2 protein-coding genes are annotated in these 1,084 nt (G+C 28.4%); both read left to right on the top strand.

Features of this window, described 5'->3' with window-relative positions:
* Positions 1-857, top strand: an 857-nt coding sequence (locus tag BUB36_RS19015) for an amidase domain-containing protein (protein ID WP_073153921.1), incomplete at its 5' end; no start/stop codon positions are given.
* Positions 858-875: 18 nt separating this feature from the next.
* Positions 876-1,084 (top strand): hypothetical protein (locus BUB36_RS20070; protein ID WP_278247884.1); only part of this gene is annotated, 209 nt, incomplete at its 3' end.

The following is a 1,084-nucleotide window of genomic DNA, read 5'->3' as shown; positions in this document are numbered from 1 at the left end:
ATAAAAGTATAGATATAAAAAATGACTATGCCAAAGTGGTATTAGAAATAAATCTAGATGAACAACAGGCTTATCCACCTTTTATCAGTTCAGGAAAAAATGTTTTTGAATTAAGAAAAGATGATAATAGCATGTGGAAGATTGTGGAACATGAATACATAAGTTTAAGAATGTTTGAAAGTTCAAAAGAAAAACTATTATCAGAAAAGAAAAAAGATGAATTGTTTAAAACAATTGAAAAAGAATATATAATTGACAAAACAAAAGAATATAAAAACTACAATCAAGACGAAGAACAGAGTGGGGTTGTAGTTTTAAGTCTACCAGCAGAAAACCATTATTATAGTTCATCTAGAGGAGTTTACTATGCAAATAAATATGTTGAAAATCGTAATACAAAATTTTATGAAGCAAGTACTAGTGGAGGAGATTGCACTAATTTTGCTTCTCAAGTTTCATGGTATGGTTTTGGAGCAAATGACACAACACAAGATATATCTAATAAAGTAATGATGGTTCCAGGTTCAACATATACAGAAGGATGGTATGCTGGTTCTGGTGGAGGATCAAGAAACTGGGAAAGTGTAAATTATTTTTGGAATTATATGACTGGGTATAAATCTATAGATACACCAGGACCAAGAGTTAGCGTAGTTAGTAGTGTAAGTTCTTTAAATGAAGGTGGAATTATGCAAATAGATTTTGAATATGATAGTGATTATGATCATACAGTTATATTGGTGGATAAAGATACATTAAAATTTGCTCAACACAGTTACAATGGTTATTATTATTACTCTGACTATAGTGGTAGTAAAAGATTTTTTAATCCAAGTTATTTTAGAGAAATACTATAATCAATAAGGTTGAGAGAAATGAATATTATGAAAAAGTTTTTGAAAATTTTACTAATGCTATTATTCCTACTCCTATTCTCTTGCAATTATCAAGCAAAATCAGATGGTGATACTATTAAAAATATAATTGAGTCGTTTTATAATACCCAGTACGAATCTTATTTACAAATGGAATATAAAGATATAACACCATACTTAGATATGAGTAAAATCCAAAATCGCAACAA

The organism is Paramaledivibacter caminithermalis DSM 15212 (assembly GCF_900142245.1).
GTDB lineage: Bacteria > Bacillota > Clostridia > Peptostreptococcales > Caminicellaceae > Paramaledivibacter > Paramaledivibacter caminithermalis.
The sequence above is the reverse complement of the archived record's forward strand: the minus strand, read 5'-3'. Positions and strand labels throughout refer to the sequence as shown.